Here is a 20,415-nt window from a genome sequence, read left to right as displayed (position 1 = left end):
ATAACATCGCTCGCGCTTACTGCTTCGTCAGCTGCGGCTTGTTGTCGATGTTGGTCAGCACGCCATTGCTGTTAAAGGTGAGCGTCAGCGTCTGCTGGGTCACGCCTTCATGGCCAGGCTGCTGGCGGAAAACGTAGAACCAGGTGTTGGTTCCGAACGGATCGGACATCATCGGCGTACCCAGGGCGTAAGCCACCTGCTGCTGGGTCATCCCCACGCGCACTTTAGACACGTCGGTAGGTGCCAGGTAGTTGCCCTGGTTAATGTCGGGGCGGTAAACCACTCGCTCCAGAGTGGAACAGCCGGCGGTTAACATCAGAAGAACCGCTGCGACAGCAGTCAGCGTTTTACAGCGCATAGTGATTTGATTCCTTTTGGGGCCCGAACAGAACGCGGCGCATTCGTAATCGTAATATACCGATGATAATAAACCTTCAGGCAGTTTGAAACCTTAAGCCGCTTCACTATGACCCTGATAGTCGAAAAAAGTTGAGCAAATTTCTGCCCATATGACAATTTAACGACGTAACTGCTCTCTTTTTGTACGGGGAACGGGTGGGGCGCCCCACCCGTGTCATCGGGACTTAACCGTTATGCTGCCAGCAGCTCTTTAGCGTTGGCGAGGGTATTGCGGGTAACTTCGCTGCCGCCCAGCAGGCGAGCCAGCTCCTGCAGACGCGCACGTTTATCCAGCGGCTGCATGTGGGTTTCGGTCATCGCGCCATCGGTTTCTTTGCTGACGAAGAAATGCTGATGGCCACAGCCCGCCACCTGCGGCAGGTGGGTAACGCACATCACCTGCGTTGATTCCCCTAGCTGACGCAGCAGCTTACCTACCACCGCCGCCGTCGGGCCGCTGATCCCCACGTCCACTTCATCGAAGATCAGCGCCGGGGTTTCCATCTTACGTGCCGTAATCACCTGAATCGCAAGCGCGATACGCGACAGTTCGCCGCCAGAAGCCACTTTTGACAACGCCTGAAGCGGCTGGCCCGGGTTGGTGCTGACGCGGAAATCGATACGGTCGGCGCCCTCGGCGGTCAGGTGGTGCTCGTCAAATTCCACCTGAATCAGCAGCTGGCCGTGCGGCATCGACAGAGAGTGGATGCTCTCGGTGATCAGCTCGCTCAGCTCTGCGGCGTATTTGACGCGGGCATCATGCAGCTGGTGCGCCGTCTCCAGCGCCTGCTGATGCTGCACCGACACCGCCTGCATCAGCGCGTCCAGGGTATCGGACTGGGTGTCCATCTGCTGCTGCTCTTCCAGCAGCGAGGCGTGAAACGCCGGCAGCGCTTCTGGAGCAATGTGATGCTTACGGGCAAGGGTAATCTGACGCGAAATGCGCTGCTCCAGTTCGTACAGGCGATTAGGATCGAGATCGAGACGCTCGCAGTAGTGGCGCAGCTCGTCGCTGGCTTCGCTAATCTGAATCGCCGCCTCTTCAAGCATGTTCAGCACGCCGGAGAGCTTATCGTCCATCCCGATCAGTTCGGTGACCATGTTGCGCACGCTGTAGAGCTGGCTTTGCAGGTTGCTGTCTTCACCATCGGCCAGCGCGTTGAGCGCCTGCTGGCTGGTGGAGAGCAGCTGGCCGCTGTTGGCAAGGCGCTTATATTCTTCATCGATCTGCTCGAACTCTCCCGGCAGCGGGTTAAATTCGTTCAGCTCTTTAAGCTGGTAGGCGAGCAGTTCCGCACGGGCGGCGCGCTCCTGGCTCAGCTGCTGGTGCTGGGCCAGCGCACGGCAGCTCTGGTGCCATTCGCGGTAGGTAGCCGCCATCTTTTGAGTGAGCGCATGCTCACCTGCATAGCCATCAAGCAGGGTTTTCTGGTGATCGGGCTTAAGCAGTAGCTGGTGCGCGTGCTGACCGTGGATCTGGATCAACAGCTGACCCAGTTCGCGCAGCTGTGACAGCGGCACGGCGGTGCCGTTGATAAAACCGCGGGAGCGACCGTCGCTGCTGATAACGCGGCGGAGTAAACACTCACGCCCATCATCAAGCTGGTTCGCTTCCAGCCAGCGCAACGCCGCAGGGGTGTCTTTCAGGGAGAAGCGTGCGCAGAGATCTGCGCGACCAGCACCGGGACGCACCATGTCTGCGTCCGCACGACCGCCGAGGCACAGGCCGAGCGCATCAATCGCGATGGATTTACCCGCACCGGTTTCACCGGTGATGGCCGTCATCCCGGCGTGAAAATCGATTTCCAGCTCACGAACGATTGCGAAATTGCTGATGGTCAGTTGTGCCAGCATAGCCGTCTTCCTGTATAAACTAACATGACTGTGTTTTCGTACAGTATAATCTGGTTTTTTATACAGTAAAGCGGCTTCGCACAAAATCAGAACAATTTTTTAGACCAGCCCAGTTTAGAGCTTAACGTATTGAAATAGTTGTAGTCTTTTGGGTGTATCAGGTTGAGGTGGTAGTCGCAGCGGCGGATAAGCACGTCTTCGCCTTCCTGAATGGGCAGCGCGATCTGGCTGTCGCAGCTGATCTCCAGATCGCTGCGGCGGTGGGAAAAGCGCAAGCGAATGGTGCTGCTGCTGTTGATCACCAGCGGGCGCGCCGACAGCGTATGCGGGAACATCGGCACCAGGGTTATGGCATCAAGCGAAGGGGTGAGGATGGGGCCGCCGGCGGAGAGCGAATAGGCGGTCGATCCGGTGGGGGTGGAAATAATTAATCCGTCCGAGCGCTGGGAGAAGGCGAATTTTTCATCTATATAGACTTCAAACTCGATCATGTGCGCGACTTTGCCCGGATGCAGCACCACTTCGTTAATGGCGGTACTGATGCGGGTCTGGCAATCCTGCTGGCACACCTGTGCTTCCAGCAAAAAGCGCTGCTCGGCAATGTAATGCCCGTCGAGCACGTCGGCGAGCTGCTGTTGGGCGTTATCGGGGTCAAGGTCGGTGAGAAAACCGAGGTTGCCGCGGTTGATGCCAATAACTTTAATATCGTAGCGCGCCAGGGTACGCGCGGCGCCCAGCATGTTGCCGTCGCCGCCGACCACCACGGCGAGATCGGCATACTGACCGATATCTGCCAGGGTTCCGGTTCTGACGTGCTGCAGCTTCAGTTCCTGGGCAATCTGCTGTTCGACGATAACGTCGTACCCCTGCTGATCGAGCCAGCGCCAGAGCATTTCATGTGTGGTGAGGGCGGTAGGATGGCGTGGATGTCCGACAATACCGATACACTTGAAATGATTATTCATTTTGCTGGTGGTCCTTGTGCAGATTGGTTGACTCAAAACGTCAGGTTCCCTTGAAACCCGGAAACTGATCCCCATAATAATCCAGGTTAGCGAGTTGAATGCGAAAAAACGCGGAGAATTTCATGAGTAGTAAAGAACAGAAAACGCCTGAGGGGCAAGCCCCGGAAGAAATCATCAAGGATCAGCAGCAGGACGAGGTTGAGGCTGTTGAAACCGCCGATTCCGCTGAACAGGTGGATCCGCGCGATGAGCAGATTGCCGCACTTGAGGCACAGCTTGTTGACGCGCAAACCCGTGAGCGCGACGGCGTGCTGCGTATCAAAGCGGAAATGGAAAACCTGCGTCGCCGCACCGAACAGGATATCGAGAAGGCGCATAAATTCGCGCTGGAGAAGTTCGTCAACGAACTGCTGCCGGTGATCGACAGTCTCGATCGCGCGCTGGAAGTGGCGGACAAATCTAATGCCGAGATGGCGCCGATGGTGGAAGGCATTGAGCTGACCCTGAAATCCATGCTCGACGTGGTGCGCAAGTTCGGTGTGGAAGTGATCAACGAGACCAACGTCGCGCTGGACCCGAACGTGCATCAGGCCATTGCCATGGTGGAGTCTGAAGAGGTTGCGCCGAACCACGTGCTGGGCGTAATGCAGAAGGGCTACACGCTCAACGGACGTACCATTCGCGCTGCGATGGTGACCGTCGCTAAAGCGAAGGCGTAAGCCCCGCGCTCCCCTCTCCTGTGGGAGAGGGGAATATCGCTATTCCGCCACGCTCTCGCGCAGCGCTTTCACTGGCACCACTTTCACCTGCTTAATCATATTCTCCTGCACGTCGAGGATCTCGATATCGTACTGGTTGATGCGCACCTGCGTACCGGCCTGCGGGAACTCCTCCAGCGCTTCAAGCAGCATCCCGTTCACGGTCCGCGCATCGTCCTCTGGCAGATGCCAGTTAAACGCTTTATTGATTTCACGAATATTCGCGCTGCCTTCAATCAGCACCGAGCCGTCGTCCTGAGGGATAACCTCTTCCGCCAGACCCGGCGACATAGAGGTAGTGAAGTCGCCGACAATCTCTTCCAGAATATCTTCCACCGTCACCAGCCCCTGAATATCGCCGTACTCGTTAACCACCAGCCCGACTTTTTTCTTGTTGCGCTGGAATTTCACCAGCTGCATGCTGAGCGGCGTGCCTTCCGGGACGTAGTAGATCTCATCCGCCGCGCGCAGCATCACCTCTTTGGTGAACTCATTTTTCTCCGCCATCAGCCGCCATGCTTCGCGCATACGCAGCATGCCGATGGCGTCGTTGAGCGAATCGCGATACAGCACAATGCGCCCGTGAGGGGAGTGGGTGAGCTGGCGCACGATGGATTTCCAGTCGTCGTTAATATCAATCCCGACGATGTCATTGCGCGGCACCATGATGTCGTTGACGCTGACTTTCTCCAGATCGAGCACCGACAGCAGCATGTCCTGGTTGCGGCGCGAGAGCTTCGAATTCGATTCGTTAACCAGCGTGCGCAGCTCGTCTTTACTGAGCGCGGCGCTGACGACATTGTCCACCTTAATACCGCCGAGGCGCATCAGCAGGCGGGTCACCATATTCAGCAGCCACACCAGCGGCATCATCAGGATCTGCAGCGGGCCGAGCAGCACGCTGCTGGGGAAGGCGACCTTTTCCGGATAAAGCGCGGCGATGGTTTTCGGCAGCACTTCGGCAAACACCAGCACCACGAACGTCAGGATACCGGTAGCGATGGCGACGCCCGCGTTGCCGTAAAGGCGCATGCCGACGATGGTCGCGATGGACGAGGCGAGGATGTTAACCAGGTTATTGCCGATGAGGACCAGGCTGATAAGGCGATCCGGCTTGCGCAGCAGCTTCTCGACGCGACGGGCAGCGCGGTTGCCCTGTTTTACCTGGTGGCGCAGCCGGTAGCGATTGAGGGTCATCATGCCGGTTTCTGAACCGGAGAAATAAGCCGAGACCACCACCATGACGATCAGGGAGACGATCAGCGTGGTGGTTGAGATGTGTTCCAAAAGTGTGTCCTGTAAAGAGTGAAGGTTAGCGGATGAATTCCTGAATCATACGGCTACCGAAATAAGCGAGTGTGAGAAGCGTTGCGCCGGTCACGTTGAACCAGACCACGCGGCGTCCGCGCCAGCCTTCATGATAGTGGCCCCACAGCAGCACGATATAGACAAACCACGCCAGGATAGAGAGCACGGCCTTGTCGATGTTTTCCGAGCTGAACAGGTTATGCATATAGAACAAACCGGTGCAGAGCGTCAGCGTCAGCAGGACCACGCCCACCTGGGTGATGTGGAACATTTTGCGCTCTATGCCCATCAGCGGCGGCATTTCGCTGGTGAAAATCAGCCGTTTGTTTTTCAGCTGGTAGTCGATCCACGCCAGCTGCAGCGCATAGAGCGCGGCGATAATCAGCGTAGCATACGAGAACAGCGACAGCCCGATATGCACCATCATCCCCGGGGTGCCTTCCAGATGGGTGATGTACTCGTTGGGCACAAAGGCGGCCAGCGCGAGGTTAATCAGCGCAAACGAGTAGACGATCGGCAGCAGCAGCCAGCCGCGGTTATGCGAGGCGACAAAGGTCATCACCGAGCAGATCATCAGGCTCACCAGCGACCCGACGTTCAGCAGGCTCAGGTTCTGACCGCTGTCGTCGTCCGGAAAGATACGGGCTTCCAGCGCCAGCGCGTGGCAGATAAGCGCGATCACCGCGGAAAGGATTGCCATGCGGCGCCATGCGCTGTTCTTTGTGAGCAGGCCGGGAATGATCAGCGCCAGGCTGATGGAGTAGGCAACAAGCGCAAGCAGTGCAAAAACAGGCATATTGTAGTGTCGGTTGTCGGCAATTGAGAAAGAGAAGCAGTATAGCGCCAGCGGCGGCGCGCTCCAACCGTTGCTTACATCGCATAACAGCGGCTTCATGTTATACTCCGGGCCATTATTCTCCAGATGTCGCTGCGGCGGCCTTAAGTGACAACCTCAGGCAAAGACCATGTTTGATAATTTAACCGATCGTTTGTCGCGCTCGCTGCGCAACATCAGTGGCCGCGGGCGCCTCACCGAAGACAATATTAAAGAAACCCTACGCGAAGTGCGTATGGCGCTGCTGGAAGCGGACGTTGCGCTGCCGGTAGTGCGTGATTTTATCAACCGCGTTAAAGAGAAAGCGGTTGGTCATGAAGTGAATAAGAGCCTGACCCCGGGTCAGGAGTTTGTGAAGATCGTGCGTAGCGAGCTGGTCAGCGCGATGGGGGAGGAGAACCAGAGCCTCAACCTGGCCGCGCAGCCGCCTGCGGTGGTGCTGATGGCGGGCCTGCAGGGTGCCGGTAAAACCACCAGCGTCGGTAAGCTGGGTAAGTTCCTGCGCGAGAAGCACAAGAAGAAAGTAATGGTGGTCTCGGCGGACGTCTATCGCCCGGCGGCGATCAAACAGCTGGAAACCCTGGCGCAGCAGGTCGGCGTTGATTTCTTCCCGTCCGACGTAGCGCAAAAGCCGATCGACATCGTTAACGCGGCTCTGAAAGAAGCTAAGCTGAAGTTCTACGACGTGCTGCTGGTGGATACCGCCGGTCGTCTGCACGTTGACGAAGCGATGATGGACGAGATCAAACAGGTTCACGCCGCGATTAACCCGGTGGAAACCCTGTTCGTGGTCGATGCCATGACCGGTCAGGATGCGGCGAACACCGCGAAGGCGTTTAACGAAGCGCTGCCGCTTACCGGCGTGGTGCTGACCAAAGTGGACGGCGACGCCCGCGGCGGTGCGGCGCTCTCAATTCGTAACATCACCGGTAAGCCGATTAAATTCCTCGGCGTCGGCGAGAAAACCGAAGCGCTGGAGCCGTTCCACCCGGACCGTATCGCCTCGCGTATCCTCGGCATGGGCGACGTGCTGTCGCTTATCGAAGATATCGAAAGCAAAGTTGACCGCGCGCAGGCCGAGAAGCTGGCGAGCAAGCTGAAGAAAGGCGACGGCTTCGATCTGAACGACTTCCTCGACCAGCTTAAGCAGATGAAAAACATGGGCGGCATGGCGAGCCTGATGGGCAAGCTGCCGGGCATGGGGCAGATCCCGGATAACGTGAAATCGCAGATGGACGACAAGGTGCTGGTGCGCATGGAGGCAATCATCAACTCCATGACCCTGAAAGAGCGTGCGAAGCCGGAAATCATCAAAGGTTCGCGCAAGCGTCGTATCGCGATGGGCTGCGGCATGCAGGTGCAGGACGTTAACCGCCTTCTGAAACAGTTCGACGACATGCAGCGCATGATGAAGAAGATGAAGAAGGGCGGCATGGCAAAAATGATGCGCAATATGAAAGGGATGATGCCGCCAGGCTTCCCGGGCCGCTAACGGCCTGGCGTATTAGCCATTCTGACAGCGGGGCGTGCTCGTCGTCTTCAGGCACAGCGAGTACGCGCCGGCCACGGTACCCACACCGGTATCAAACTGGCTCCCGCGATATACGCCTGATTGCCCCCGGCTAACAGATGTAGATTGCATTTTCCCCAGAAATCAGTAAAATTTTCGGGCTTTTAATATGACGCCGGGCTCCGTTCCTCGATGGGGCCCGGTGTTTTATTCACACAAGAGGATGTTATGGTAACTATTCGTTTAGCTCGTCACGGCGCTAAAAAGCGTCCGTTCTACCAGGTTGTCGTTACTGATAGCCGCAATGCACGCAACGGTCGCTTCATTGAGCGCGTTGGCTTCTTCAACCCGATCGCTAACGAGAAAGAAGAAGGCACCCGCCTGGATCTGGATCGTATCGCTCACTGGGTTGGCCAGGGCGCGACCATTTCCGATCGCGTTGCAACGCTGATCAAAGCAGCACAGAAAGCAGCTTAATCTGTCACGGTGGTCATGATGAGCAAGCAACTCGCAGCGCAGGTTCCTGTTAACCCAATCGTATTGGGGAAAATGGGTTCGACCTACGGTATTCGTGGTTGGCTCAGAGTGTTTTCCTCCACCGAAGACGCCGAAAGCATTTTTGATTATCAGCCCTGGTTTATCCAGCGTGCCGGTAAGTGGGAGATGGTTGAGCTGGAAAGCTGGCGTCACCACAATCAGGACATTGTTATCAAGCTGAAAGGCGTTGATGACCGTGATGCCGCGAATCTACTGACTAATTGCGAAATTATCGTGGATTCCTCGCAGTTGCCGGATCTGGACGCGGGCGATTACTACTGGAAAGACCTTATCGGTTGCCAGGTAGTCACCACCGAAGGATACAGCCTCGGTAAAGTCATCGATATGATGGAAACCGGGTCTAATGACGTTCTCGTCATCAAGGCAAACCTGAAAGATGCGTTCGGTATCAAGGAGCGGCTGGTTCCGTTCCTCGATGGGCAGGTTATCAAGAAAGTCGATCTCGCTACTCAAACCATTGAAGTAGATTGGGATCCTGGTTTTTGAACCTCCGGATAATACGGTAAGAAACGGCACTATGTGGATTGGCATAATCAGCCTGTTTCCTGAGATGTTCCGCGCAATTACCGATTACGGGGTAACTGGCCGGGCAGTAAAAAAAGGCCTGCTAAGCATCCAGAGCTGGAGTCCACGTGATTTCGCTCATGACCGGCACCGTACCGTGGACGAACGTCCTTACGGCGGCGGACCGGGGATGCTGATGATGGTGCAACCCTTGCGGGATGCCATTCATGCAGCGAAAGCAGCTGCTGGCGAAGGCGCAAAGGTGGTCTATCTTTCACCTCAGGGACGCAAGCTTGATCAGGCGGGCGTCAGTGAACTGGCGGCACATCAGAAGTTAATTCTGGTCTGCGGTCGTTACGAAGGGATCGATGAGCGCGTGATCCAGACCGAAATTGACGAAGAATGGTCAATCGGTGATTACGTACTCAGCGGTGGTGAGTTACCGGCAATGACGCTGATTGACTCGGTTTCCCGGTTTATTCCGGGCGTACTGGGCCATGAAGCTTCCGCAACTGAAGATTCGTTTGCGGATGGATTGCTCGATTGTCCTCACTACACCCGTCCTGAAGTGTTAGAGGGCATGGAAGTACCGGCGGTGTTGCTGTCGGGTAACCATGCAGAGATCCGCCGCTGGCGTCTGAAACAGCAGCTGGGCCGCACCTGGCTTAGAAGACCTGAACTTCTGGAAAACCTGGCTCTGACTGAAGAGCAAGCAAGGTTGCTGGCGGAGTTCCAACGTGAACACGCACAACAGCAACATAAACATGATGGGCAAGCGTAAAACGCGCCCGATTATCAGTTTACCCAGGATAAGAGATTAAATTATGAGCAACATTATTAAGCAACTTGAACAAGAGCAGATGAAGCAGGACGTACCTTCCTTCCGTCCGGGTGATACCGTGGAAGTGAAAGTATGGGTTGTTGAAGGTTCCAAAAAACGTCTGCAGGCATTCGAGGGCGTGGTTATCGCTATTCGTAACCGCGGTCTGCACTCTGCATTCACTGTTCGTAAAATTTCCAACGGCGAAGGCGTTGAGCGTGTCTTCCAGACTCACTCTCCGGTAGTTGACAGCATTGCTGTTAAACGTCGTGGTGCTGTACGTAAAGCTAAACTGTACTACCTGCGTGAGCGCACTGGTAAGTCTGCTCGTATTAAAGAGCGTCTTAACTAAGATTCGCTTTCGCGACATCCCAATGAAAAAGCCTGGCATCTGCCAGGCTTTTTTTATGCGCGTTTGTAAAAACGCCCGCCAGCGCGCCTCAGCCGTAACACTGCGCCAGCAAATCCGCTACAATGCCGGCACTTTTCATTTTCCGGATCGACACACGTAATGACGCCGCGTAAAACCACACTGCAAGCAGCAAGCCTGGCTCTGTTCGCCATGCTGCTTATCGTGTTTGCGCCGCTGGTGTCGATTACGTTGCAGCTGGCGTCCCATTCGCCGGTGCAGATGATGCATCACGATATGCCGGGCATGATGATGCCGGAACATCACGCTCATCATGAAGGCATGGCGCATCACGACGCGCCTGAGCCGACGCTCAGCCAGCAGCATCAGGATGCCTTAATGCTGATGGAGCACGCCGGGGCATGTGGTTACTGCGTGTTGCTCACCCATATGCCAGGCCTGCTGATGCTGGCGGTAGTGATGCTGGGCGGCTCGCTGCGGCTTCAGCGCATCGCGCCTGCGCCACCGACCCTCTCTATCTGGCTGTTTATTCCCTGGCTCTATCCCCATACCCGCGCCCCGCCGCACCTGCCTGCTTTCTCCCGTTGATAACTTACAAACGTTGCGCTCCGGCGTAACGCGTTGGCTTTCATCCGTTAAGGAAAAAGTATGGCTACCTGCACTCCGCGACAGGCGTGGTTAACCCTGTTGCGACGTATTCATTTCTACATCGGGCTGTTCGTCGGTCCGTTTATTTTCATCGCCGCGCTCTCCGGCACCTTGTATGTGGCAACGCCGCAGCTGGAAAACACATTCTACAGCCGGGCACTGTTCAGCGACGCGCGCGGACCGGCGCATCCACTGGCTGAGCAGATCGACGTTGCGCAGCAGGTGACCGGCGGTCATTTGCGCCTGCACGCCGTGCGTCCTGCGGCTGAAACCGGTGAAACCACACGCGTCATGTATGCTGACCCGGCGCTGGGCGTTTCGGAAAACCGGGCTGTTTTTATCGATCCGGTTACGCTGGAAGTACGCGGGGATATGACGGTATATGGCACCAGCGGGATCTTGCCGCTGCGCCAGTGGATTGACTATCTGCACCGCTCGCTGCTGCTTGGCGATGTCGGGCGTCTCTACAGCGAGCTGGCGGCGTCCTGGATGTGGGTTGCCGCGCTCGGAGGCATCGTGCTGTGGTGGATGACTCGCCCGCGCAAAGTGCTGAAGAACCGCTTTCAGAAAACGCGGCGGCTGCACGTCACGCTGGGTTGGGTGCTGCTGGCGGGCATGCTGCTGTTCTCGGCGACCGGTCTGACCTGGTCGCAGTGGGCCGGGGGAAATGTCGATAAGCTCCGTACCGCGTTTGGCTGGCTGACGCCGCAGGTGAATACCGCGCTGCACGGCACCACCCCGGAGGTGCACGATCCCCATGCTGAACACCATATGCATCACGATATGGCGGACATGCCGACGCTGCATATCGCCTCACAGCAGTTCGACGGCGTGCTGGCCGCGGCGCGCCGGGCGGGTATTGATGCCGGTATGCTGGAGATATGCCCGCCGCGCGAAGCCGGTAAAGCCTGGACCGTGACCGAAATTGACCGCCGCTGGCCGACGCAGGTGGACGCCGTGGCGGTAGATGGCGCTTCGCTGGTGGTGGTTGATAAGGTTAACTTTGCCGATTTCCCGTTGATGGCGAAGCTGACGCGCTGGGGCGTCGATCTGCATATGGGCGTGCTGTTCGGGTTACCGAACCAGCTACTGCTGATCGCTTTCGGTATCGGGCTATGCGTGATGATTGTGGTGGGCTACCGGATGTGGTGGATTAAGCGTCCTGCTGGTGCAGCGGCCAGCCCGGCACAAACCATCACTCAGACATGGCAGGCGCTGGGAACCGGGGGAAAATGCCTGACGCTGCTGATAACCCTGGGACTGGGCATTGCGCTGCCGGTGATGGGGGTCAGCATGCTGCTGTTCTTTATCGTTGATATTCTGCGCTGGCGCAGTGCCAGACCCGCGCCGCGCCACTCTTCTTTCACGTAACCGCAGGGCGCCGTGTCGCCACGGCGCTTTATTTTTTCTCAAGGGCGTCACGGGCGCCCTGATCCATTCCACGCTGCCATGCCTCACGCAGCTGTCCGGCATTGTTCAGCCCGTCACAGCTGGCGGGATAGAGTTTGCCGTTCACGCCCCGGGCGTAAAGCGCTTCAGGCTGACAGATTTTCTTCTGTCCGCTGGCATAACCTTTCATATAGCGGCTGCGGTCCGGTTTCAGATCGTTATAGTTTGCCGCCAGGGTGGCGTCATCTTTAACAACCGCCCCGGCGATCGCATCGTCATACCCTGCCTGATACCAGTCGGTTTTGCCGGTATCAGAAGCGGGGAGATCGGGCGCCAGCTGACAGCCGGTCAGGATAAAAGCGATGGCGAGCAACATTGAACGTAACATGGGCGCGTTTCCTTACTGAATACCTTCTTAAAGCATAGCGAGCCACCACGTATTTAGCCGTCAGCGGCAATAAAAAGTGACGCCTGTGAAGGGGTGTAACCATAGGTTTACAAAATTAGGGTGTTTTCGTGATTAAAGGCAGCTATTAAATGCGTAATGTAAACATAAGTGTACGTATTTTGGATTGAAATGTTTACCGCTTATGATATTGTGATGGCTCCTCTACGAGGAACGACTATCGCAAACGAGCACATCGAGGATCGCCATCATGCAAAAAGACGCGCTGAACAACGTACATATCGCCGACGAACATATTCTCATCACCCCGGAACAGCTGAAAGCAGAATTCCCGCTCAGCCTGGCGCAGGAAGCGCAAATCGCCGAATCGCGTCAGACCATTTCGAATATTATTGCCGGTCGCGATCCGCGTCTGCTGGTGGTGTGTGGACCTTGCTCGATCCACGATCCTGAAGCCGCGATTGAATATGCTCGTCGTTTTAAAACCCTGTCTGAACAGGTCAGCGATAGTCTCTACCTCGTTATGCGCGTCTATTTTGAAAAGCCACGTACTACCGTGGGCTGGAAAGGGCTGATCAACGACCCGCATATGGACGGCTCGTTTGATGTGGAAGGCGGGCTGAAAATTGCGCGTCGCCTGCTGGTGGAGCTGGTTAACCTCGGCCTGCCGCTGGCGACCGAAGCGCTGGATCCGAACAGCCCGCAGTACCTCGGCGATCTCTTTAGCTGGTCAGCCATCGGGGCGCGTACCACCGAATCCCAGACGCACCGCGAAATGGCGTCTGGCCTGTCGATGCCGGTAGGTTTCAAAAACGGCACCGACGGCAGCCTTGCTACGGCGATTAACGCCATGCGTGCTGCGGCGATGCCGCACCGTTTTGTGGGTATCAACCAGGCCGGTCAGGTCTGCCTGCTGCAAACCCAGGGCAACCCGGACGGGCATGTGATCCTGCGCGGCGGCAAAGCGCCTAACTACAGCCCGGCGGATGTTGCGCAGTGCGAGCAGGAGATGGAAAAAGCGGGTCTGCGTCCGGCGCTGATGGTGGACTGCAGCCACGGCAACTCTAATAAAGACTACCGTCGTCAGCCCGCGGTGGCGGAATCCGTGGTCGCACAGATCAAAGACGGCAACCGTTCGATTATCGGGTTGATGATTGAGAGCCATCTGCACGAGGGCAATCAGTCCTCCGAGCAGCCACGCAGCGCCATGAAGTACGGCGTGTCGGTGACCGATGCCTGCATCAGCTGGGAAACCACCGAAGCGCTGCTGAGCGAGCTTCATCAGGATCTGAATAACGCCCTGTCGGCGCGGCGCGGATAAGAGGCACACATGGCTGCAGAACTGACCGCGTTACGCGATCAAATTGATGAAGTAGATAAAGCGTTGCTGGCCCTGCTGGCAAAGCGACTGGAGCTGGTGGCCGAGGTGGGCGAAGTAAAAAGCCAGTATGGTTTACCGATTTACGTGCCGGAGCGTGAAGCCTCAATGCTGGCGTCGCGCCGTGCCGAAGCGGAAAAGCTTGGCGTGCCACCGGATCTGATTGAAGACGTGCTGCGCCGCGTGATGCGCGAGTCCTACTCCAGCGAGAACGATAAAGGCTTCAAAACGCTGCACCCCGCGCTGCGGCCGGTGGTGATTGTCGGCGGTGGCGGGCAGATGGGGCAACTGTTCGAAAAAATGCTCACGCTGTCGGGTTACCAGGTACGCATTCTCGAAAAGGCCGACTGGGACAACGCGCCGGCACTGTTAGACGATGCGGGTATGGTGATCGTCAGCGTGCCAATCCACGTCACCGAAGAGGTAATTGCCGCGCTGCCGCCGCTGCCGGATGACTGTATCCTGGTCGACCTGGCGTCGGTGAAGAACGGTCCGCTGCAGGCGATGCTGAAAGCCCACGCTGGCCCGGTGCTGGGGCTGCACCCGATGTTTGGCCCGGACAGCGGCAGCCTTGCCAAGCAGGTGGTGGTGTACTGCGACGGGCGCGAGCCGCAGGCCTACCAGTGGCTGCTGGAGCAGATTCAGGTCTGGGGTGCGCGTCTGCACCGCATCAGCGCGGTGGAGCACGATCAGAACATGGCGTTTATTCAGGCGCTGCGCCACTTCGCGACGTTCGCCTACGGTCTGCATCTGGCGGAAGAAAACGTTCAGCTGGAGCAACTGCTGGCGCTGTCATCGCCCATTTACCGCCTGGAGCTGGCGATGGTCGGGCGTCTGTTTGCCCAGGATCCGCAGCTGTACGCCGACATCATTATGTCGTCCGGGGATAACCTCGCGCTGATCAAGCGCTACTACAAGCGCTTCGGGGAGGCCATTGCGCTGCTGGAGCAGGGCGACAAGCAGGCGTTTATCGACAGCTTCCGCAAGGTGGAGCACTGGTTTGGCGACTACGCCACGCGCTTCCAGAGCGAAAGCCGCTCGCTGCTGCGTCAGGCCAATGATATCCGGCAGTAACGCCAGAGCAGGATATACTGAAAAGCCAGTGGGGAAACCCGCTGGCTTTTTTTTCGCAACGGGAGTGTGAGCATGACTGAACCTCAACCGCTATTCGATTACATCGGGCATCTGCCGGAATGCCCGGTCTGGCAGGAAGAAGCGCAGGCGCTATGGTGGGCCGATATCCTTGAAGGAGAAATCCATCGCTATCACCCGGCAAGCGGCGATCACCGGGTGCTGCGCTTTCCGGAGGAGGTAGGATGCTTTGCACTGCGTGAGCAGGGCGGGTTTATCGTTGCGATGCGCAGCGCCATCTGGCTGGCGGACGAGAACGGCACGCTGGTTACTAAAGTGTGCGATAACCCCAGCAATCCGGCGCTGGCGCGGTTTAACGACGGCGGCACCGATCATCACGGGCGCTTCTACGCCGGCACCTTCTGGGGTCCGGGAGACTATAACGGCGCGCTGCTGGTCAGGGTGGATAACGATCTGACCCCGCATGTTATCCAGTGTGACATTCACGGTGCCAACGGTCTGGCGTTCAGCCCGGACGGCCGCTGGATGTACACCTCCGATACGCCCAACGGCATTATCTGGCGCACGCCGCTTGATGACAACGGCGAACCGGGCGACCGTGCGACGTTTAAAACCTTTGCGCAAGGCGAGGGCATTCCTGACGGCGCGGCTATGGACGTGGAGGGCTGCTACTGGAGTGCGCTGTTCGACGGCTATCGCATTGCGCGCTTTTCACCGCAGGGGGAGGAGCTGGAGAGCTACCGTCTTCCGGTGCGCTGTCCGACGATGGTGTGCTTCGGTGGCGAGCAGATGAAAACCCTGTATATCACCACCACGCGGGAGAACATGGATGAGCAGGAGCTGCAGGCGCGCCCGCTCTCCGGGGCGATCTTCACCCTGCCGGTGGCGGTGGCAGGGATGAAGAAAGGGCCGTTCCGCGAAGCTTAAGCCGGGTCGACCGGGACGACGTTCTCGCTCGGGTAGCAGCCAAGCACCTTCAGCGAACGGGTAATGGCGGTCAGTTCGCGCAGGGCCGCCTGCATGCTGGTTGATTCGAGGTTCGCCTGGATATCGAGATAGAACATCTCTTCCCACGGGTTGCCGTTGATCGGGCGGGACTCTAGTTTGGTCATGATCAGGTTGTGATTGCGCAGCACCAGCAGCGCTTCAACCAGCGCCCCTGCCTGTTGGCCGGTCGCCATCAGCAGGGTGGTTTTCGCCGGAACCTGATCCGAGACGTCGATGGCTTTACGCGCCAGCACGATGAAGCGGGTGATGTTCTGGGTCTGGTTGGCAAGATTACGCTCCAGCACCTGCAGCCCGTAGAGACTACCCCCAGCTTCATTCCCGAGCGCAGCGACGCGCGGTGAATTCGCCTGCGCGACCTTCTCCATCGCCGCGGAGGTGCTTTCGCAGTATTCAATTTTCCAGTGCGGGTAGCGGTTAATAAACTGGCTGCACTGCTGGAACGGCTGGGGATGGCTGTAAACCGTGTCGATTTGCTCAAGCGTCGTGGTGCCAGACACCAGCACGCAGTGATCGATGGGAATGGTCAGCTCGCTGACAATCGACAGGCTGGTGTGCTGAAGCAGATCGTAGACATCGTTAATCGCGCCGGAGCTGGTGTTCTCAATCGGTACCACCGCGTAATCGGCCTGGCCGGTTTCAACCTGCTGAAAGATGTCCTGGAATTTTGCGCAGCCGCTCTCGATAAACGTATCAAAGTGGCGAGCGGCATACTGGCGCGCCGCAAGGTGAGAGTAAGAGCCTTTTGGGCCAAGAAACGCAACTCTGGCCGAACGTGGATTGGTTTTATTGAGATGCTGCTGGAGTAACGCCTGCTGCGTCAGCACCGAATCTTCGATGATCAACTGAAACAGACGGGTGATGTAGTGCGCATCCAGCTGCTGCTTCTGCCCAAGCTGAATCAGGCGGTCCAGCAGGTCGCGCTCGCGATCGATATCCCGCACCGGGCGATGAGTGGTCAGCTTGGCTTTGCCCACCTCAACTGCCAGCAGACGACGCTCCGCCAGCAGCATCAGTAATTTTTCATCCAGCGCGCTGATCTTCTCACGCAGGGCCAGTAACGGGTTTTCCGCTGTCATAACGCCACCTTTTTTCTTGTTATCAATAAAAAAGCCTCCCGGTGTGGGAGGCTTTATTGTTCGTCTTCGCATTCTTTATCACATGACGACACGCCTCCCGTTCAGGGGAAGGTAAAAAAGAATGCGAAGAAAAACGGAAGTAATTTCATTGGGGATCTCTGTTGGCTACTCTCAGTAAAGTACCCGCTGGGTTTTCCTTGTGTCAATAAAAAACGCGCCCGCAGGCGCGTATGAAGAAAAGGCGATGAGTTACTCTTCTTTTTCTTCGACTTCCTCGACGAGGCTCATATCTTTAACGGAGCCGGTAGTACGGCGAGCTTCGCCCTTATGCTGAACCTTATTGAGCTGGCGCTCCAGCTTGGTGATCAGCTCGTTAATGGCGGCGTACATATCATCGTGCTTCGCACTGGCAACCAGTTGCCCGTTTGGCGTGTTGATGGTGGCATCGGCCACAAAGCCCTGCGGCTCTTTAGAGAGAATGATATGCGGATTGATTAACTGAGTTTGCCATTTTTCGAGCTTGGCGAGACGGTCTGCGACATGCTGGCGAATTGCCGGGGTGATGTCCATTTGCTTGCTGGTAATGTTCATTGTCATAAATGTTACCTCTCGTCTTTCCGTCTTGGTAACTTCAGCATAACGCCTCAACGGTCAAAATGTGTGATTTGAGTCACTTTTTTTCGTCACTTTTTGTCAATGAATGTTTTTTGTGATTACCGACAGGGAGAGGACAGAGAGAACTTGAGAAGCCCATTAAAACAGGCCATAGTTGATGGGATGACCTGCATGAAGCGGTTAACGAATCGCATAAAAAAACGGCAGCCACAGGCTGCCGTTTTTGCGTTCTGACGTTATCAGCTCGGATTGGCAGCGATGATTTTCGCCACTTTGTCTGCCTGCGCATTCAGCTGCAGTTCACGATAGGCGTTTTCCATCAGTTTCAGGCCATCGCGAGTCGCCTGCGTATCCGGATAATTACGCAGCATGCCTTCAACGCGATTAGTCACAGCTACCCATGCGCCACGATCGGTATAGTATTGCGCGACCGAAAGCTCATACTTAGCCAGACGATCTTTCAGATAGACCAGGCGCTTAGACGCGTCGGTCACGTACTGGCTGTTCGGATAGCCGCGCACCAGTTTAGAGAAGTCGTTGAACGCCTCGCGCGCGCGCTGAGGATCGCGGTCGCTACGGTCCACGCCGAAGAAGCCCTGCAGTGCGCTGTCATCCAGCGCCATGTTGGTCAGGCCACGCATATAGATTACATAATCGATATTCGGGTGAGTCGGATTCAGACGCATAAAGCGGTCGATGGCAGCCTGAGCCAGCGGCAGATCGGCATTTTTATAATATGCGTAGATCAAATCCAGCTGCACCTGCTGTGAGTACGGCCCAAACGGATAGCGGTTATCCAACGCTTCCAGTTGCGTTATTGCTGCTTTCCAGTTACCGTCCTGGAGTTTTTGCTGAGCAGTCGCGTAGATTTCAGAGGGCGGATTATCAGGAACCTCGTCCTTAGAACCGGAGCAGCCCGCCAGAGCAAGGCTCAACGTGGCAGCTGCCAACAAATATTTCATGCGCGTCATGACGTTTTGACTTTCCTCAGAATGTTTCCGGGAGACTTACCTGTTCCTGCTCCCGATTAAGACCAGCTACAATAGCACACTATGCCCGTCATACTTCAAGGCACATATTATACGGCTAAGCCGTAAAACCCAACGTTAACGAAGAAGCTGTATATGGCACAACGAGTACAACTCACCGCAACGGTGTCCGAGAATCAACTCGGTCAACGCTTAGATCAGGCTTTGGCCGAATTGTTCCCTGATTATTCACGTTCGCGCATAAAAGAATGGATCCTCGACCAGCGCGTACTGGTGAATGACGTCGTCAGCGACAAGCCGAAAGAGAAAGTATTGGGCGGCGAACGCGTTGCTATCAATGCTGAGATAGAAGAAGAGGCGCGTTTCGAACCTCAGGATATTCCGCTGAATATCGTTTATGAAGACGAAGACATTATCGTCATCAACAAGCCGCGCGATCTGGTCGTGCATCCAGGAGCCGGTAATCCGGACGGCACGGTGCTGAATGCCTTGCTGCATTACTATCCGCCTATCGTTGACGTACCGCGCGCCGGTATCGTTCACCGTCTGGATAAAGACACCACCGGCCTGATGGTGGTGGCAAAAACTGTCCCGGCGCAGACCCGTCTGGTAGAAGCGCTGCAGCTGCGTGAAATTACCCGCGAATACGAAGCGGTAGCCATCGGTCATATGACCGCCGGCGGTACGGTGGAGCAGCCGATCAGCCGCCATCCAACCAAGCGCACCCATATGTCGGTACACCCGATGGGCAAACCGGCGGTAACGCATTATCGGATTATGGAGCACTTCCGTATCCACACCCGTCTGCGTCTGCGCCTGGAAACAGGGCGTACTCACCAGATCCGCGTTCACATGGCGCATATTACCCATCCGCTGGTGGGCGATCAGCTCTATGGTGGCCGTCCGCGTCCGCCGAAAGGGGCGTCAGAAGCTTTCATTCAGACGCTGCGCAAGTTCGACCGTCAGGCGTTGCACGCGACCATGCTGCGTCTTTATCATCCGATCAGCGGCATTCTGATGGAGTGGAACGCGCCAATCCCGCAGGATATGGTCGACCTCATCGAGGCGCTGCGTAACGATTACGAAGAACACAAAGACAGCGTGGACTGGCTATGACAACACTGATTATTCCCGACTGGCCGCTGCCGCAGGGCGTGCAGGCGTGCAGCTCAACGCGTATCGGCGGGGTGAGCCTGCCGCCTTACGACTCGCTCAATCTGGGCGCGCACTGCGGGGATAATCAGCAGCATGTCGACGAGAACCGTGAACGGCTTCATCGCGCCGCGGGTTTTCCACAAAAACCGGTATGGCTGGAGCAGGTGCATGGCCGCGACGTGCTGAAGCTGACCGGCGCACCGCCAGTTGTTAAGCGTGCTGATGCGTCGTGGACTAACCAGCGCGGCACGGTCTGCGCTGTAATGACCGCAGATTGCCTGCCGGTGCTGTTCTGTAACAAAGCCGGCACTGAAGTTGCCGCCGCCCACGCTGGCTGGCGCGGCCTCTGCGAGGGCGTTCTGGAAGAAACCGTCGCCTGTTTTACCGACGCACCGGAAAACCTCATCGCCTGGATGGGGCCCGCCATCGGCCCTGATGCTTTCGAAGTGGGAGGGGAGGTCCGGGAAGCGTTTATGGCACATGACGCCCAGGCTGACGCGGCGTTCGTGCCGAAAGGCGAAAAATACATGGCTAATATTTATCAGCTGGCGCGCCAGCGTCTGGCTACGGCAGGGGTGACCGCCGTCTATGGCGGCGACCGCTGTACTTTCAGCGAAGCCGACGCCTTTTTCTCCTGGCGTCGCGACAGAACCACAGGCCGCCTGGCAAGTTTCATCTGGCTGATATAACCTATTGAATCAAGACGATCCAGTGCGGATAACTCCCCGCTTACATAATTAGCGTCTCTAACCTTGAATAATTGAGGGATGACCTCATT

At 56.9% G+C, this 20,415-nt stretch carries 23 protein-coding genes and 1 other annotated feature; of the genes, 13 read left to right on the top strand and 10 right to left on the bottom strand.

What is annotated here, in order from left to right:
* Positions 1–16: 16 nt before the first annotated feature.
* The 3 genes from bamE to nadK form a co-directional block, all read right to left on the bottom strand.
* On the bottom strand, positions 17–358 hold the full coding sequence (bamE, locus tag KFZ77_RS14790; RefSeq protein WP_031523130.1) for an outer membrane protein assembly factor BamE: 342 nt from the start codon (positions 356–358) through the stop codon (positions 17–19).
* 233 nt (positions 359–591) lie between these two features.
* Complete coding sequence (recN, locus tag KFZ77_RS14785) at positions 592–2,253, bottom strand: DNA repair protein RecN (protein WP_031523132.1); 1,662 nt, start codon at positions 2,251–2,253, stop codon at positions 592–594.
* 86 nt (positions 2,254–2,339) lie between these two features.
* Positions 2,340–3,218, bottom strand: coding sequence for an NAD(+) kinase (nadK, locus tag KFZ77_RS14780; protein ID WP_031523134.1), 879 nt, complete (start codon positions 3,216–3,218; stop codon positions 2,340–2,342).
* A 122-nt stretch (positions 3,219–3,340) separates the two neighbouring features.
* Here nadK and grpE point away from each other — a divergent pair, with 122 nt between their 5' ends.
* The gene (grpE, locus tag KFZ77_RS14775; RefSeq protein WP_264384612.1) at positions 3,341–3,937 is read left to right on the top strand and encodes a nucleotide exchange factor GrpE; all 597 of its coding nucleotides are present in this window, start codon (positions 3,341–3,343) and stop codon (positions 3,935–3,937) included.
* A 39-nt stretch (positions 3,938–3,976) separates the two neighbouring features.
* Here grpE and KFZ77_RS14770 read toward each other — a convergent pair whose 3' ends face one another.
* Positions 3,977–5,263, bottom strand: coding sequence for an HlyC/CorC family transporter (locus KFZ77_RS14770; RefSeq protein WP_031523138.1), 1,287 nt, complete (start codon positions 5,261–5,263; stop codon positions 3,977–3,979).
* A gap of 25 nt (positions 5,264–5,288) precedes the next feature.
* Entirely contained in the window at positions 5,289–6,080 is a 792-nt protein-coding gene (locus KFZ77_RS14765; protein ID WP_031523140.1) for a cytochrome C assembly family protein, read from the bottom strand.
* 169 nt (positions 6,081–6,249) lie between these two features.
* Between KFZ77_RS14765 and ffh the strand changes: the two genes are divergently transcribed.
* From ffh to KFZ77_RS14730, 7 genes are all read left to right on the top strand, one after another.
* Positions 6,250–7,611 (top strand): signal recognition particle protein, encoded by a 1,362-nt coding sequence (gene ffh, locus KFZ77_RS14760; protein ID WP_031523142.1) that lies wholly within the window; start codon positions 6,250–6,252, stop codon positions 7,609–7,611.
* Between the two features lie 246 nt (positions 7,612–7,857).
* Positions 7,858–8,106, top strand: a complete 249-nt coding sequence (gene rpsP, locus KFZ77_RS14755) for a 30S ribosomal protein S16 (protein ID WP_031523143.1) — start codon at positions 7,858–7,860, stop codon at positions 8,104–8,106.
* 18 nt (positions 8,107–8,124) lie between these two features.
* Positions 8,125–8,673 (top strand): ribosome maturation factor RimM, encoded by a 549-nt coding sequence (rimM, locus tag KFZ77_RS14750; RefSeq protein ID WP_031523145.1) that lies wholly within the window; start codon positions 8,125–8,127, stop codon positions 8,671–8,673.
* Positions 8,674–8,704: 31 nt separating this feature from the next.
* Entirely contained in the window at positions 8,705–9,472 is a 768-nt protein-coding gene (gene trmD / locus KFZ77_RS14745; protein ID WP_264384611.1) for a tRNA (guanosine(37)-N1)-methyltransferase TrmD, read from the top strand.
* Positions 9,473–9,515: 43 nt separating this feature from the next.
* A complete protein-coding gene (gene rplS / locus KFZ77_RS14740) occupies positions 9,516–9,863 on the top strand; it encodes a 50S ribosomal protein L19 (protein ID WP_002914145.1) in 348 nt (115 codons plus the stop codon).
* Between the two features lie 159 nt (positions 9,864–10,022).
* A complete protein-coding gene (locus tag KFZ77_RS14735) occupies positions 10,023–10,469 on the top strand; it encodes a DUF2946 domain-containing protein (protein ID WP_264384610.1) in 447 nt (148 codons plus the stop codon).
* 60 nt (positions 10,470–10,529) lie between these two features.
* Positions 10,530–11,900, top strand: a complete 1,371-nt coding sequence (locus KFZ77_RS14730; RefSeq protein WP_264384609.1) for a PepSY-associated TM helix domain-containing protein — start codon at positions 10,530–10,532, stop codon at positions 11,898–11,900.
* Between the two features lie 28 nt (positions 11,901–11,928).
* Here the strand turns inward: KFZ77_RS14730 and KFZ77_RS14725 are convergent, their stop codons facing one another.
* A complete protein-coding gene (locus tag KFZ77_RS14725) occupies positions 11,929–12,306 on the bottom strand; it encodes a DUF2799 domain-containing protein (protein WP_264384608.1) in 378 nt (125 codons plus the stop codon).
* Positions 12,307–12,574: 268 nt separating this feature from the next.
* Here KFZ77_RS14725 and aroF point away from each other — a divergent pair, with 268 nt between their 5' ends.
* The 3 genes from aroF (at position 12,575) to KFZ77_RS14710 (ending at position 15,721) form a co-directional block, all read left to right on the top strand.
* Entirely contained in the window at positions 12,575–13,645 is a 1,071-nt protein-coding gene (gene aroF, locus KFZ77_RS14720) for a 3-deoxy-7-phosphoheptulonate synthase AroF (protein WP_264384607.1), read from the top strand.
* Between the two features lie 9 nt (positions 13,646–13,654).
* Positions 13,655–14,776, top strand: a complete 1,122-nt coding sequence (tyrA, locus tag KFZ77_RS14715; RefSeq protein WP_031523157.1) for a bifunctional chorismate mutase/prephenate dehydrogenase — start codon at positions 13,655–13,657, stop codon at positions 14,774–14,776.
* A gap of 72 nt (positions 14,777–14,848) precedes the next feature.
* Positions 14,849–15,721, top strand: coding sequence for an SMP-30/gluconolactonase/LRE family protein (locus KFZ77_RS14710; protein ID WP_264384606.1), 873 nt, complete (start codon positions 14,849–14,851; stop codon positions 15,719–15,721).
* Here the strand turns inward: KFZ77_RS14710 and pheA are convergent.
* The 4 genes from pheA to bamD all read right to left on the bottom strand — a co-directional run bounded on the left by pheA (position 15,718) and on the right by bamD (position 18,464).
* Positions 15,718–16,878 (bottom strand): bifunctional chorismate mutase/prephenate dehydratase, encoded by a 1,161-nt coding sequence (pheA, locus tag KFZ77_RS14705; protein ID WP_264384605.1) that lies wholly within the window; start codon positions 16,876–16,878, stop codon positions 15,718–15,720. The genes KFZ77_RS14710 and pheA overlap by 4 nt on opposite strands.
* A gap of 24 nt (positions 16,879–16,902) precedes the next feature.
* Positions 16,903–17,028 (bottom strand) — a sequence feature (Phe leader region).
* Complete coding sequence (pheL, locus tag KFZ77_RS14700) at positions 16,980–17,027, bottom strand: pheA operon leader peptide PheL (protein WP_121497579.1); 48 nt, start codon at positions 17,025–17,027, stop codon at positions 16,980–16,982. It overlaps the preceding feature by 48 nt.
* A 99-nt stretch (positions 17,029–17,127) precedes the next feature.
* Positions 17,128–17,475 (bottom strand): ribosome-associated translation inhibitor RaiA, encoded by a 348-nt coding sequence (raiA, locus tag KFZ77_RS14695; RefSeq protein WP_031523162.1) that lies wholly within the window; start codon positions 17,473–17,475, stop codon positions 17,128–17,130.
* 257 nt (positions 17,476–17,732) lie between these two features.
* Positions 17,733–18,464: an outer membrane protein assembly factor BamD gene (gene bamD, locus KFZ77_RS14690; RefSeq protein WP_031523164.1), complete on the bottom strand. Its 732-nt coding sequence runs from the start codon at positions 18,462–18,464 to the stop codon at positions 17,733–17,735.
* A gap of 153 nt (positions 18,465–18,617) precedes the next feature.
* On the opposite strand from bamD, the gene rluD reads away from it, so the two are divergent.
* Both rluD and yfiH read left to right on the top strand, forming a co-directional pair.
* Complete coding sequence (gene rluD / locus KFZ77_RS14685; protein ID WP_264384604.1) at positions 18,618–19,598, top strand: 23S rRNA pseudouridine(1911/1915/1917) synthase RluD; 981 nt, start codon at positions 18,618–18,620, stop codon at positions 19,596–19,598.
* Positions 19,595–20,326 (top strand): purine nucleoside phosphorylase YfiH, encoded by a 732-nt coding sequence (gene yfiH, locus KFZ77_RS14680; protein WP_264384603.1) that lies wholly within the window; start codon positions 19,595–19,597, stop codon positions 20,324–20,326. The genes rluD and yfiH overlap by 4 nt, the downstream gene beginning before the upstream one ends.
* Positions 20,327–20,415: the final 89 nt, after the last annotated feature.

The organism is Siccibacter colletis (genome assembly GCF_025914095.1).
Lineage (GTDB): Bacteria > Pseudomonadota > Gammaproteobacteria > Enterobacterales > Enterobacteriaceae > Siccibacter > Siccibacter colletis.
The sequence above is the reverse complement of the archived record's forward strand: the minus strand, read 5'-3'. Positions and strand labels throughout refer to the sequence as shown.